General features: G+C 48.1%; 15 protein-coding genes. 8 read left to right on the forward strand and 7 right to left on the reverse strand.

Going from position 1 to position 10,885, the window contains the following annotated elements:
• Window positions 1-24: 24 nt before the first annotated feature.
• From L976_RS20735 to L976_RS20745, 3 genes are all read right to left on the reverse strand, one after another.
• Entirely contained in the window at window positions 25-1,239 is a 1,215-nt protein-coding gene (locus tag L976_RS20735; RefSeq protein ID WP_047539716.1) for a 4Fe-4S binding protein, read from the reverse strand.
• A gap of 310 nt (window positions 1,240-1,549) precedes the next feature.
• Window positions 1,550-2,203 carry a DUF2959 domain-containing protein gene (locus L976_RS20740; protein WP_047539718.1) on the reverse strand — a complete coding sequence of 218 codons (654 nt, stop codon included), beginning with the start codon at window positions 2,201-2,203 and terminating at the stop codon, window positions 1,550-1,552.
• 29 nt (window positions 2,204-2,232) lie between these two features.
• On the reverse strand, window positions 2,233-2,454 hold the full coding sequence (locus tag L976_RS20745) for a hypothetical protein (RefSeq protein ID WP_037423215.1): 222 nt from the start codon (window positions 2,452-2,454) through the stop codon (window positions 2,233-2,235).
• 81 nt (window positions 2,455-2,535) lie between these two features.
• On the opposite strand from L976_RS20745, the gene L976_RS20750 reads away from it, so the two are divergent.
• From L976_RS20750 to azoR, 6 genes are all read left to right on the forward strand, one after another.
• Window positions 2,536-3,549 (forward strand): virulence factor BrkB family protein, encoded by a 1,014-nt coding sequence (locus tag L976_RS20750; RefSeq protein ID WP_047539720.1) that lies wholly within the window; start codon window positions 2,536-2,538, stop codon window positions 3,547-3,549.
• A gap of 45 nt (window positions 3,550-3,594) precedes the next feature.
• Entirely contained in the window at window positions 3,595-4,551 is a 957-nt protein-coding gene (locus L976_RS20755) for an alpha/beta fold hydrolase (protein WP_156143218.1), read from the forward strand.
• Window positions 4,548-5,150, forward strand: coding sequence for a hypothetical protein (locus L976_RS20760; RefSeq protein WP_047539722.1), 603 nt, complete (start codon window positions 4,548-4,550; stop codon window positions 5,148-5,150). Before L976_RS20755 ends, L976_RS20760 begins: the two co-directional genes overlap by 4 nt.
• Before the next feature lie 15 nt (window positions 5,151-5,165).
• Entirely contained in the window at window positions 5,166-5,603 is a 438-nt protein-coding gene (dtd, locus tag L976_RS20765) for a D-aminoacyl-tRNA deacylase (RefSeq protein ID WP_047539725.1), read from the forward strand.
• A 39-nt stretch (window positions 5,604-5,642) separates the two neighbouring features.
• The gene (locus L976_RS20770) at window positions 5,643-6,080 is read left to right on the forward strand and encodes a thioesterase domain-containing protein (protein WP_047539726.1); all 438 of its coding nucleotides are present in this window, start codon (window positions 5,643-5,645) and stop codon (window positions 6,078-6,080) included.
• A gap of 133 nt (window positions 6,081-6,213) precedes the next feature.
• Window positions 6,214-6,810: an FMN-dependent NADH-azoreductase gene (azoR, locus tag L976_RS20775; RefSeq protein WP_047539728.1), complete on the forward strand. Its 597-nt coding sequence runs from the start codon at window positions 6,214-6,216 to the stop codon at window positions 6,808-6,810.
• A 61-nt stretch (window positions 6,811-6,871) separates the two neighbouring features.
• On the opposite strand, the gene L976_RS22525 is transcribed toward azoR, so the two are convergent.
• The 3 genes from L976_RS22525 to L976_RS20785 form a co-directional block, all read right to left on the reverse strand.
• Window positions 6,872-7,036, reverse strand: a complete 165-nt coding sequence (locus tag L976_RS22525; RefSeq protein ID WP_037423241.1) for a hypothetical protein — start codon at window positions 7,034-7,036, stop codon at window positions 6,872-6,874.
• Between the two features lie 36 nt (window positions 7,037-7,072).
• Window positions 7,073-7,396, reverse strand: a complete 324-nt coding sequence (locus tag L976_RS20780; protein WP_037425005.1) for a rhodanese-like domain-containing protein — start codon at window positions 7,394-7,396, stop codon at window positions 7,073-7,075.
• 95 nt (window positions 7,397-7,491) lie between these two features.
• On the reverse strand, window positions 7,492-8,067 hold the full coding sequence (locus L976_RS20785) for a helix-turn-helix domain-containing protein (RefSeq protein WP_047539730.1): 576 nt from the start codon (window positions 8,065-8,067) through the stop codon (window positions 7,492-7,494).
• Window positions 8,068-8,196: 129 nt separating this feature from the next.
• On the opposite strand from L976_RS20785, the gene L976_RS20790 reads away from it, so the two are divergent.
• Window positions 8,197-9,384, forward strand: coding sequence for a benzoate/H(+) symporter BenE family transporter (locus L976_RS20790; protein WP_047540837.1), 1,188 nt, complete (start codon window positions 8,197-8,199; stop codon window positions 9,382-9,384).
• 57 nt (window positions 9,385-9,441) lie between these two features.
• Here L976_RS20790 and L976_RS20795 read toward each other — a convergent pair whose 3' ends face one another.
• Window positions 9,442-9,897 carry a GNAT family N-acetyltransferase gene (locus tag L976_RS20795; protein ID WP_047539732.1) on the reverse strand — a complete coding sequence of 152 codons (456 nt, stop codon included), beginning with the start codon at window positions 9,895-9,897 and terminating at the stop codon, window positions 9,442-9,444.
• A 269-nt stretch (window positions 9,898-10,166) separates the two neighbouring features.
• Between L976_RS20795 and L976_RS20800 the strand changes: the two genes are divergently transcribed.
• Entirely contained in the window at window positions 10,167-10,841 is a 675-nt protein-coding gene (locus L976_RS20800; protein ID WP_047539733.1) for a hypothetical protein, read from the forward strand.
• Window positions 10,842-10,885 lie beyond the last annotated feature (44 nt).

Consider the following 10,885-nt stretch of genomic DNA (forward strand, 5'->3'; position numbering starts at 1 on the left):
GTCTCTTATTAACAAATCAGAGAGTTAATGACCCACTCGGTCAATCACTTGGATAAGTTCCATGCGGATAGCGTCCGGTGTTTGGCTATGCCAGAACCCGGCTAAATAAGCGCCGAGTGGCAGGAGGAAGAGCGCCAATAATAACAAGACTAACAATCCTTTATGGCTAACTCTGTGACCCGATTTAAGGCCAAAACCGAGTGCCGCCGATTTAGGGCAGGCCGCCACACAGCGCATACAGGCTTGGCATTCGTCGCTGCGAACCGTGGTTTTGGTATGCACTATGATGTTGGCTGGGCAGGCGCGGGTGCATTTGTCGCACTTCATACCCTTGGCTTCGATCAGGCAATGCTGAGTATCGCGGCGGATTTTGAGTGGGCTGGCAAAACTTAACAGTCCGAGCATGGCACCATAGGGACACAAGTAGCGGCAAAAACCTTGGCGACGCCATGCGGCGAGGACGAGGATAAGAGCAAAGCAGGCTAAGGTAATAAGCCCTGGTGTGACAAAAAACAGTGCCATCTTAAGGTCGGCAATCTTGTGGTAGTTACCCTGCAGATAATAGGGAATCGACTCGCTTGGCATGCCGATCACTACATAAAACAGCCCTAGCAGTAATAAGTATTTCAGCATCCGTAGTGGCCAGTCTAGCCATGCTGGGGGCGCAAGTTCTGCTTTGATAAAGCGTTTGCGCAAGGCGTAAAGGTATTCGCCGGCAAGTCCTAAGGGGCAGGCCCAGCCACAAAAGGCGCGTTTACAGAGTAGGCCAGTGAGTAGCACGGCGGCGAGCATCACTGCGGCGGCGGGATGGATTTGGTCCCACAGGTTGAGCGTCAATATGGCTTTTAATTCAATCCCGCCGGCGATGGGCAAAAAGGCATCGACAACATCAGGGCGCATTAACCAAGGCGTGACCCCTTGTTTGAGTTGGATAGCATTAATGCAGTATTGGATGGCGACTAAAAACAACGAGAGTGCGAGCAGGTGTTGGCAACCTTCACGCAGGGCGTTGATTTTTATCTCGGCCTTATACTCCACCGGAGCAAACTTATGGGCAATAAGTGCAAGGGGCAAGGCAATGATTAGGGCGAGCGCCAAGGGCCAGTAGAGGCTAATCGCCACGGCGCCAACACTCAGGAGTAAGGTGGTTACTGCTCCCCATTTTTTACCACTCCAATAGCTTAGGGAGGCAATATACATTAGGGCCAACATTAGGGTAAGGGATTCAATAAAGGTCATGTTAATACTGCAAATAGAATACACGTATTCAATCTGAGCAATCTTTTGTAGATAAGTTTATGAGCCTAAAGTGAATTTGTGCGTTAGATCCAATATTGATTGAATCATCACACTAAAGCGCGCCATCGCTCACAAAGCTAAAAATCTTAGCCTTGCACAAACGAAACTGGGAATGCAGGGAGGATAAAATCAACAGCAAACCGCCATCGCAGCTTGCCGAGGTGTTTAGAGGGTTAGAGCATCAGTGCTAAGCTGTTAATTCAGATTGGTTTGACGGAATTAACAGCCAGTTTGAGCAAGCTAAATGGCCTTACCCTTTTGAGTTATCAAGGGCCTCGATAAATCGAGTAGACTCGTTGATAGATTTATTCATCTCTTTGATTAAGCCTGAGATATCCGTTTGTAAGTTGGCAAATTCACCTTTAATCGCGCCTATCGCCTGGGCATTTAAGTTATGCTTTAAATACAGCATATTGTCTTTCATAGCGGTGAGAATGGGCGGCATTTTTGATTCGGCGCGGCGCATGGTTTTAATCAACTGCTCGTAGGAGCGACGGGTTTCCTTGAGCTTAGTTTCACTGTTGCGGCGTAGGCTCGCTTTGCTGATCTCACCAATTTCCGTTTGCCACTCATCGAATAGCGCCTCGGCAACATCTTCGACTTTGTTGATGCGATTACTTACATCATCGGCGGCACTTTGGGCTGACTCGTATTCATCTTTAGCCTTGTTATAGGCCTTTTCGAGGTTGCCACCATTGTGGTTGAGTAGGGCTTGCATCTCCTCGAGTGCTGAGCTGAACTCTTTTTGCGCATCCTCTTGGGATTCTTTCGCGGCTTTCACTCTGTCGACCATAATGTCGCGCTTGTGGTAGCCCACTTTTTCCATGGCACCGTAATAGGCACTCTGGCAGCCCGTCAGTAATAGCGTTGCCGCTATCAGACTAGAGGTGATCAATCTTTTCATTGGGTATTCCGTCACTGAGTCAGATGAAGTTAGTCGGCTTTAAAACGCGCCGCATCGATAATGCTCCAGAGGTGAAAGATAGCACCAATTACCGCGGGCACAATTAACCACCAAAGGGCGTAGCCGACTACAGTGACCACGAAGAATAGCAATGCTGCCAAAATTCGCCCTTGTAGCAGTTGGCCTAGGCCGGGGAAAAACAGACTAGCGATTGCGGCGATAACATTGCCAGTGGATCCTTGTTGTGACATCAATTCACTCCTTAGACTTGTAAATTAAGTGTTTATTGTACGAAGATAACGAGTCTATACCAACAGAATCAAGAGAAACCCGTGACTAAGAAGATAGATCTGGCACAAATTCGAGTCTTACTCCTTGGGATTTGGCACTTCCTGCTGCATTTACGCCAGCGCCTAGTAGAAGATCAAATCAATATTCGTGCGGGCCACTTGGCCTATGTCACCCTATTATCGCTCGTTCCTATGGTGGCGGTGACTATGTCTATGCTGTCGGCGTTTCCTGTGTTTAAGGGGATCCGCGGCCAAATTGAAGCCTTCGTTTACGAGAATTTTCTGCCCGCAGCGGGCGATACGGTACAAGTCTATATCAATGAATTTGTGGGTAATGCCTCTAAAGGCACAGCGGTGGGGATTGCGGCCTTAGTGGTGGTGGCGATTATGCTGATCTCCGCCATTGATAAGTCACTGAATAATATTTGGCGCACTAAGGAAAAACGTTCTGTGGTCGTGGCCTTTTCCATGTATTGGATGGTGATTACCTTAGGCCCTGTGCTGGTGGGGGCGAGCCTAGTCGCGACCTCCTATGTGGTGTCGTTAAAGCTGTTTGAGGGCGACACCTTATCTGGCGTAATGCCGCTGTTTATCGAACGTTTGCCGCTGTTATTTTCGGTGGCTGCGTTTTTACTGCTCTATATGGTGGTGCCGAATCAAAAGGTGAAGTTTTGGCACGCACTACTCGGTGCAGTGGTGGCGGCCTTGCTATTCGAGTTGGGGAAAAAAGGTTTTGCCTTGTATGTGACGAAATTTCCAAGTTATGAAGCCATTTATGGTGCGCTGGCGACCATTCCTATTCTATTTGTTTGGGTATATTTATCTTGGATGATCGTGCTGCTGGGCGCCGAAATTACCGCCGCCATGCCCGAGTATTTGGACTATGAGTCCAGCAGCGATATCAACGAAACTAACCTCGAGGGGCAGCCTTTAGCGGTGCAGGATACACCCGCCGCGGAGCCCGAAACCACATCTGCCCAAGCAAGCCAAGTGCTTGAGGTGACTGGTGAACTCGCTGCAAACGCGCCTTCATCGACTACACTGGATAAGCCGTAGCTAAGTTATCATTCACCAAGACATTCAGCGAGCCTTATCCCACCTATGATCACTGATGCCCATCCGCTTGCCGCTTTTATCCGCCGTGATTGGCTGATGATGGGCAATGGGCAGCAGTTACACCTCGCTCAATATGGTAATCCGCAGGGTATCCCGCTGCTTTATCTGCATGGTGGTCCTGGCGCAGGCGCTAGTGTGAGTGAGCTCAGTTTATTTAACCCCGAGCACTATTGGATTTTACTGTTAGATCAACGTGGTGCGGGGCAATCACTGCCCGCTGGCGAGTTGGAACACAATCATTTAAATGGACTCATCAGCGATATTGAGGCGATTCGCATTCACTTAGGCATAGCGCGTTGGTGCTTAGCGGGTGGCTCATTTGGCGCCACCTTAGCCTTAATTTACAGTGGGTTATTTCCGGAGCGGGTAATAGCTCAAGTATTATGGGCGCTGTTTATTCCATCAAAAGAAGGGATTGAATGGCTCTATGCGCCCTCGGGCGCAGCGCAGTTATATCCACAGGCATACCGTGAATTTGCCGCGCCTTCTATTGGATTGGCGGATTTATTTACGCACTATCAGCTAGGATTTAACGCCCAAGATGAGGTAACTCGCCATGACTTTGCCCGCCGTTGGATCCAATGGGAATTAACCCTAGCGGGCGTACCAACTGGCCTACCTAAGCGGCTTGCGCCGCCGCTATTCGCCTTAGCTCAAATTGAGCTGCACTATGCGCAAAATGATTACTTCAATATGTTCAGTGTATTACAACGGGTGACATCTCAAGTCTCTGCGCGTACTCTGCTATTACAAGGCACGCAGGATGCCGTCTGTCCGGCACGCTTATTAGCCGCATTTGGGGCAAAAATCGATAACCCTTGGATACAAATCCACACTATTGTTGATGGCGGGCATTCGTTGAATAGTGAAATACTCTCACTTGCCGTCACACTCGAAATTCAAGCCATGTGGTCTTGGATAAAGCGACAGGAGTTTGCATGAAATTAGCTATGATTATTGCCGCCATTTTAGGATTAACGGCTTGCGCGGCCACCTCATCCTCAACCCCAGAATCTCAATCGTCATCTTTAGCTGTCGAGTCGACTGAGGCTCGCGCCCCTGTGGCGCCTAAAGTGGTGCAATTGGCGGGAATGACCAATGAGGCCGCCGCTGATGCTTTGTATCAGGCCTTAATTAATGCCAACTATTTAGCCACCAAAGTCGGGGCGGATAAGGTTGCGGTGCAATTTGGCAATAATGATTTTATGCTCGAACCCAGTATAAATGCTGCGGGGATTGACCGTATTCTGATGAACCGTTTTTATGCGGTGCATCCACAGTTGCAGGCCAGCCCTGAACTGCCCGCGGTGATTGGCGAACTAAACGCCAAGCTAAACTTCGCTAAATTTGTATTGCGCGAGCAAGGTGCGGTGATCCAAATCCAAGGTACTGTGACCTTTGCTGATAAGGTCGAAATCGAGGAGCTTCGCCGTTTTATGCTGTGGACCGATGGCGGCTTGGCTGAAATCGCTAAGTCCTTGCCGGAGGGAATTGAGCAGTATCTGCGCCCAATTCCTTTGATGCCCGTTGTTAAGTCTTAATTTAAAGGAAAAGTTGTGATCGCTTTAATTCAAAGAGTCAGCCGCGCCAGTGTGGCTGTAGATAATCAAACCATAGGTGCAATTGATAAGGGCTTGTTAGTTTTACTTGGGGTTGAGCGGGAAGATAACCGCGAGAAGATGGAAAAGCTAGCTACTAAAGTGATGAGTTATCGAGTGTTTTCCGACGAAAACGGCAAAATGAATCTCAATTTGACTCAAGCGGGAGGCTCGCTTTTAGTGGTATCACAATTTACCTTGGCCGCTGATACTGAGCGTGGGCTAAGGCCGAGCTTTTCGGGGGCGGGCACACCAGAACAAGCGCTTGGCCTGTATGAAGAGTTTGTCGCCTTTTGCCGCGCCAAGGGCGTGACCACCGAAACAGGGCAATTTGCTGCTGATATGAAGGTTGAACTCGTCAACGATGGCCCAGTGACCTTCCATTTACAGGTTTAACCTACAGGACAGTGTGCCAACGGCAGTAAGGACATGCACATGGACGAATTATTAAACCAATTACGCCAGACCTGGCACCGCACTATACCTGTGAGTGAGTTTATGCAGATAGCGCCGCTGTCATTTTCTGATGGTGAATTGAGCGTGAGTGCGCCACTCGCGCCGAATATCAATCTGCATCACACCATGTTTGCGGGCAGCATTTATACCCTTATGACCCTCACAGGTTGGGGCATGGTATGGCTGCAACAGCAACTCCTCAATGTGGATGGCGACATAGTGTTAGCCGATGCCCATATCCGTTACTTGGCGCCCGTCGACTGTGCACCCGAGGTCAAAGTACGTTGGCCGGATGCGAATTTAAGCCCGCTGCTACGGGGGCGCAAAGCCAAAGTAAAACTCGAAGTACAACTCTTTTGTGACGAAAAACTCTGCGCCCAATTCGATGGCTTGTATGTTAGTGTGCCTAAAATGTAAAACCTTTCTAAAAAATCGAAATCAATCTCAAATTTTATCCGCTTTTTTTCTTTTTTATGGACTAATAAACTAAGCCCATAGAGTCGAGAGCAAGCTGAAAGACTCTCAAGAATTTCAATTTTCGGAGCAGATTATGTCTAAAGTCCTAGTGTTAAAATCCAGTATTCTTGGCGGTTATTCACAATCTGCCTTGTTAGTTGACCACCTGATCGGTAAATGGGAAGACCAAGGCGCGGCCATCACAGTTCGCGATTTAGCGGGTAAAGATGTGTTGCCAATGGTTGATGGCGAAATCGCCTCTGGCCTACGTGGCGGCGCTGAGTTAACCGCACGTCAGCAAGAGATGCTCGACCTGTCGAACGCCTTAGTTGAAGAGTTAAAAGCGAACGACACAATCGTGATCACCGCGCCGATGTACAACTTCAACATTCCAACCCAACTGAAAAACTGGATTGATTTTGTGGCCCGTGCCGGTGTGACTTTCACTTATACCGAAAACGGTCCTAAAGGCTTAGTAGAAGGCAAACGCGCCGTGTTGATCACCACCCGTGGTGGCGCCCATAAAGATGGCCCAACCGATCACATTGTGCCTTTCTTAAAAACCTTCCTCGGCTTTATCGGTATCACCGACGTGGAAGTGGTATATGCTGAAGCGCTGAACATGGGCCCAGAAGCCAACCAAAAAGGTATCAGCGAAGCTAAAGCCAGTATCGATAAGTTAGCGGTTTAATCGTAAAGATAATAAAAAATGCCAGCGTAAATGCTGGCATTTTTGTTTACACAGAACGCGATTATTCGCAAAGCTTGCAGCCAAGGGATATGGTGTTGGTTTCGATATAGCGAACCTTAGTGCTTGCTTGGCCACGGTTGCGGCTCACGCTGTAGCGGGTTTCGCGAACCACTTTGGGCTGCGGCGGTTGTTCGCCGCTAGTTGGGCGCGGGCACTTTGTTGTCATCTGCACCTCCTCACGCATGGTTGCTTTGCTTAGGTTTTAGCTTGGCTGGCAGCAGACTAAATCTTTTAGCGAACCACCGTTGATCACACATTCAAAACCGTTGGCTTTGAGAATATCGCAGCCCTTTTGGGCACGAATACCTGCGCCGCAGTAAAGCACAAAGGGATGCTGTTTATTGTCAACCTGATGCAACCATTGGTCGAGTGTTGGCAGCGGCACGTTGATGGCCTGAGGCAAATGACCCGAGGCAAACTCCTCCGGTGAGCGCACATCGATAACGCGCGCACCTTGATCAATCAATTGCCAACATTTTTCACCGTTGCTGCTGCCAGATAATTTAGCCAGTAAAGATTGAAACATAGCTTTGCCTCTATGATTAGAAAACTTTCAATAAGTTTATTCTAATGAATTGGTGAGCGCAAGCGGCAATCTGTTGGGTGCTTGGCTTGTCGGCGTTACTCGGTGGCAGGCGGTTCCCTGTGATAGTGGATAAGATCATGAAACACCACGGGTTGATCGCTTAAGTTGCGGTAACCGTGGGGTTTGTCGGCGGCAAAGCGCACGGCCTCGCTCTGCTGTAATGGCTGCCAATGGCCATCGACTAATACTTCCATGGTGCCGCTCAGTACAATCACATGCTCGGTCACGCCCGCCTCATGGGGCTCGGAAAGGCGCTCATAGTGCGGTAATAGGGTGAGTTCAAACATCTCAAAACCAAAGCGTGGCTCAAAGGGAAATAGCGACGCCACTAACATGCCGTCGGTTGCAGGCTTTTGGCGTAATGCATCGGCGTTACGAAAGACCGCGCCTTGGCTCTCGGGTGTCGGCTCCAGAAAAGTTGAGAGCGAGGTATTAAAACCGCTAGCGATTTTCCACAAGGTAGCAATAGTGGGGCTAGATTCGCCGCGCTCAATCTGGCCTATCATGGCCTTGCTCACGCCTGTCTCGAGTGCCGCTTTATCTAAACTCCAACCCTTTTGGCTGCGCAGTTGTTTTAGGGTCGCGGCAAGATAGCTGTTGATGGTCTGCATTGTGGTCTGATACTTAAAAAATTATTTGTACGTTATAACGCACAGGTGCTATCTTGTCCATTTTGTGCGTTATAGCGCACAGGTAATGGTGCGATGCTCGAGGCAAAGGTAGGATTAGGAGTAGGGATGATGTGGCGCGAGGCTTTGGGACTATCAAAAATATCGGCGGGTTTTATTGCCGTGCTGGTGGGCTACAGTAGTTCTGCGGTGATTATTCTGCAGGCGGCGGATGCCGTGGGTGCGACATCGGCACAAATGAGTTCATGGCTGTGGGCTTTGGGGGTCGGCATGGGGCTCACCAGTATTGGCCTGTCTCTCTATTATAAAAATCCGGTGCTTACGGCATGGTCGACCCCCGGGGCGGCGCTAATGGTCACCAGCCTGGCGGGATTGAGTATCCACGAAGCCGTCGGTGCCTTCCTGATTAGCTCTTTGTTGATCACCCTATGCGGCATGGCGGGTTGGATGGATAAGCTTATTCGTATCATGCCACAGTCAGTCGCTTCGGCCATGTTAGCGGGGATTTTACTGCAGTTTGGTTTAGGGCTGTTTCAAGCCATGCAGACTCAACTGAGTTTAATCCTATTGATGTTATTAGTGTTTGTTGTGCTTAAGCCCTGGGCGCCGCGCCACATTATGTTACTCACCCTCGTAGCGGGAATAGGGATGAGTTATCAATTGGATCTCCTGCAACTCGATAAGCTTGAGCTGCAATTCGCCGCCCCTGTATGGATAGCGCCTGCGTTTTCTGTCACCAGCGTAGTGGGCGTGGCGCTGCCCTTATTTGTGGTGACGATGGCCTCACAAAATATGCCTGGGGTGGCAGCGCTTCACGGCCATGGTTATCGCCCGCCTATCTCGCCATTAATTACTGTGACGGGTCTGATGGGCGTATTGTTTGCACCCTTTGGCGGCTTTGCTTTTAATCTCTCGGCCATTACGGCGGCGATTTGTATGGGTAAAGAAGCTGACCCAAATCCCGCGACCCGTTACTGGGCGGCAGTGTGGGGCGGCGTGTTTTACTTTATCACTGGTTTACTCGGCGCCACTGTAGTGGGGCTCTTCGCCGCGTTTCCAAAGGAATTGGTGCTCGCGATTGCAGGATTTGCCCTGCTTGGCACCATAGGCAACAGTCTAACCGCAGCGCTCGCGGATAACGACGAGCGAGAAGTGGCGGTGATTACGTTTCTCGTCACCGCCTCGGGTGTGAGTATATTGGGGATCGGCAGTGCATTCTGGGGATTATTACTCGGATTTTTAATGCATTACTGGCACAAGCATCGCGCCTTAACCACAACTAAACAGGCAAAAGCTTAGCTGTGGTTAGGTCTAGACTGAGGTTTGCTACCTTAGTGGATTGATGTGTGAAGAGGCCTAGAGCTTTTTGGTCATAAACAGGCTATTGGGGTCGAGCGTGTAATCGGCAAAGGGGCCACACAGCTCGAAGCCAAACTTAGCGTAGAGAGAACGTGCGGGCAGGAAAAAGGCCATCGAGCCGGTTTCTAAACTGAGGCGTTGCACGCCAGCGGCTTTGGCGTCATTGATCAAGTGCTGCAGAATCTGGGATGCCACGCCTTGTTGTTTGTAAGTTGCTGCGGTTCGCATCGATTTGATCTCTGCATGTTCAGCATCTAACCATTTTAGTGCACCGCAGCCCGTCAGATTTCGGCCATCCCACAGTGTCCAAAAGCGAATATTGGGTTGGCGCAGGCCATCCAAGTCTAATGCGTGCACACTTTCCGGCGGCGAGGTTGCCCGCATATCTTTAAGGTGCTCCGTTAAAAGTGCTGCAATTTCAGGCCCTTTTAGATCATCTAGTATTATTTTCATTGTTGCTCTCAAGATTAAAATTCCCTGTGTTGTCACTTATCCATCATAACGTCATCGCGTTTGGTTGTTTTTAGGGGTAAAACGCTGCGGTGATTAAGCAAAGGGTAGGCCAAGAGTTTTGCTTAAAGGATGATGCTTCATCCCTTGGTTTTATCGAGAGGCGAGCAAGAAAGCTTGTGCTTACTTTTGTTTGAAGGCAAGGTAAAAACATATTATGTTATTGTCTTATATTAAGCGTTTTAATTTTTACTAAAACTACAGGGATTGTTATGTTAAGGAAGAGCGTTTTCTTTTTATTTGTTCTACTCGTTTTAATTTTTATTACATTGTATTTTTTTGAAAATAATAATGAAGCTAATGTTAACGATATATCCTTTATGAAAGATAGCCATATCGTTTTGGTCGATGATTCTAACTCTGCTAATGTTAATTTTGATGTGTTAACAAATATAAAAGAACCACGAGCAAGTGATAGTTCCTTGCACTCTTTGACTGAGCATAAAATGGAGCTTAATGGAGGTTATGATACAGGGATAGTTAGTGATGACAATGTTGTTGATAGTACTAAGCTAAATTCAATTTTGGCTTCAGCTAACTTTTACGAAATTATAGATGTTTTCTCGACAATGCCAGACAAGTCGTTTGAAACAATAGTTTTTGAGAACAGTATTAGTGAGTTTTTAAATAAGTCAAAATATAGTTCTATTCTAAATGAGTACCGTGTGTCATGTGATAATAAAATTTGTTTTGGATATTTTATATTTTCAGAGTCAGATGATTTTACTCATTTCTACAATGAGTTTAGCGTTAGTAATAATAGTCCAATGAATAAGTCTGGTTATGTAAACTATTTAATGGTTACAAACAATGCTAAAGGGGGAAATGAGTATAGGATATCATTTAATTCAGACCCTTTAGTTAAATCAATAACTGCACAGAAATAGTTGCACCATTGGCAAAATAGGACGGGCAGAATTGAATGGTGATT

The organism is Shewanella sp. ZOR0012 (assembly GCF_000798835.1).
Taxonomy (GTDB): domain Bacteria; phylum Pseudomonadota; class Gammaproteobacteria; order Enterobacterales; family Shewanellaceae; genus Shewanella; species Shewanella xiamenensis.

Excerpts from the sequence above, each read along its gene's own strand:
- L976_RS20735 (WP_047539716.1), bottom strand. The coding sequence starts at position 1,239 with ATGACCTTTATTGAATCCCTTACCCTAATGTTGGCCCTAATGTATATT.
- L976_RS20740 (WP_047539718.1), bottom strand. The coding sequence starts at position 2,203 with ATGAAAAGATTGATCACCTCTAGTCTGATAGCGGCAACGCTATTACTG.
- L976_RS20745 (WP_037423215.1), bottom strand. The coding sequence starts at position 2,454 with ATGTCACAACAAGGATCCACTGGCAATGTTATCGCCGCAATCGCTAGT.
- L976_RS20755 (WP_156143218.1), top strand. The coding sequence starts at position 3,595 with ATGATCACTGATGCCCATCCGCTTGCCGCTTTTATCCGCCGTGATTGG.
- L976_RS20760 (WP_047539722.1), top strand. The coding sequence starts at position 4,548 with ATGAAATTAGCTATGATTATTGCCGCCATTTTAGGATTAACGGCTTGC.
- L976_RS20770 (WP_047539726.1), top strand. The coding sequence starts at position 5,643 with ATGGACGAATTATTAAACCAATTACGCCAGACCTGGCACCGCACTATA.
- azoR (WP_047539728.1), top strand. The coding sequence starts at position 6,214 with ATGTCTAAAGTCCTAGTGTTAAAATCCAGTATTCTTGGCGGTTATTCA.
- L976_RS22525 (WP_037423241.1), bottom strand. The coding sequence starts at position 7,036 with ATGACAACAAAGTGCCCGCGCCCAACTAGCGGCGAACAACCGCCGCAG.
- L976_RS20780 (WP_037425005.1), bottom strand. The coding sequence starts at position 7,396 with ATGTTTCAATCTTTACTGGCTAAATTATCTGGCAGCAGCAACGGTGAA.
- L976_RS20785 (WP_047539730.1), bottom strand. The coding sequence starts at position 8,067 with ATGCAGACCATCAACAGCTATCTTGCCGCGACCCTAAAACAACTGCGC.
- L976_RS20790 (WP_047540837.1), top strand. The coding sequence starts at position 8,197 with ATGTGGCGCGAGGCTTTGGGACTATCAAAAATATCGGCGGGTTTTATT.
- L976_RS20795 (WP_047539732.1), bottom strand. The coding sequence starts at position 9,897 with ATGAAAATAATACTAGATGATCTAAAAGGGCCTGAAATTGCAGCACTT.
- L976_RS20800 (WP_047539733.1), top strand. The coding sequence starts at position 10,167 with ATGTTAAGGAAGAGCGTTTTCTTTTTATTTGTTCTACTCGTTTTAATT.